The 636-nt window shown below is 45.4% G+C and carries 1 protein-coding gene; it reads left to right on the top strand.

Going from position 1 to position 636, the window contains the following annotated elements:
* Nucleotides 1–636 (top strand): hypothetical protein (locus tag DNJ75_RS15150; protein ID WP_373282857.1); only part of this gene is annotated, 636 nt, incomplete at both ends.

Below are 636 nucleotides of genomic sequence, written 5' to 3'. Positions count from 1 at the left end.
TAGCGTTTGTTGATACGGCAAATATCACCGGAAGCTTTAATGCCAGTACGGGTGAGCTTACTTTAAGTGGTAGTGATACGCTTGCCAACTATGAGGCAGCGTTGCGTAGTGTGACGTATCAAAACACTTCTGATAATCCAAGTACCTTAGCGCGTACGGTGAGCTTTGTTGTTAATGATGGTGGTAGTAACTCAGTAGCGGTGACAAGTACGATTAATATCACCGCGGTGAATGATGCACCGGTTGTGGTGGCAGGTGGTACGTTAAGCTATACCGAGAATGCCTCTGCCAGTGCCATTGATGTGGCGCTTACTGTGAATGATGCGGATGATACCAACCTTGAAAGTGCAACCATTTCAATTACGGGTAATTTCGCGGCAGGACAGGATGTGTTGGCATTTGTGAATACTGCCAATATCATCGGCAGCTTTAATGCAGGCACAGGTGTGTTAACCTTAACAGGAAGTGATACAGTCGCTAATTATCAGGTAGCATTACGCAGTGTGACCTATCAAAACACGTCTGATAATCCAAGCACCTTAGCACGAACAATTAGCTTTGTCGTTAATGATGGAGATGTTGACTCAAGTGCGGTGACAAGTACGATTAATGTGACAGCAGTGAATGACGCACCAG

The organism is Cysteiniphilum litorale, assembly GCF_003428165.1.
In the GTDB taxonomy this organism is placed as follows: domain Bacteria; phylum Pseudomonadota; class Gammaproteobacteria; order Francisellales; family Francisellaceae; genus Caedibacter; species Caedibacter litoralis.
This window is presented reverse-complemented; position numbering and strand designations above follow the sequence as displayed.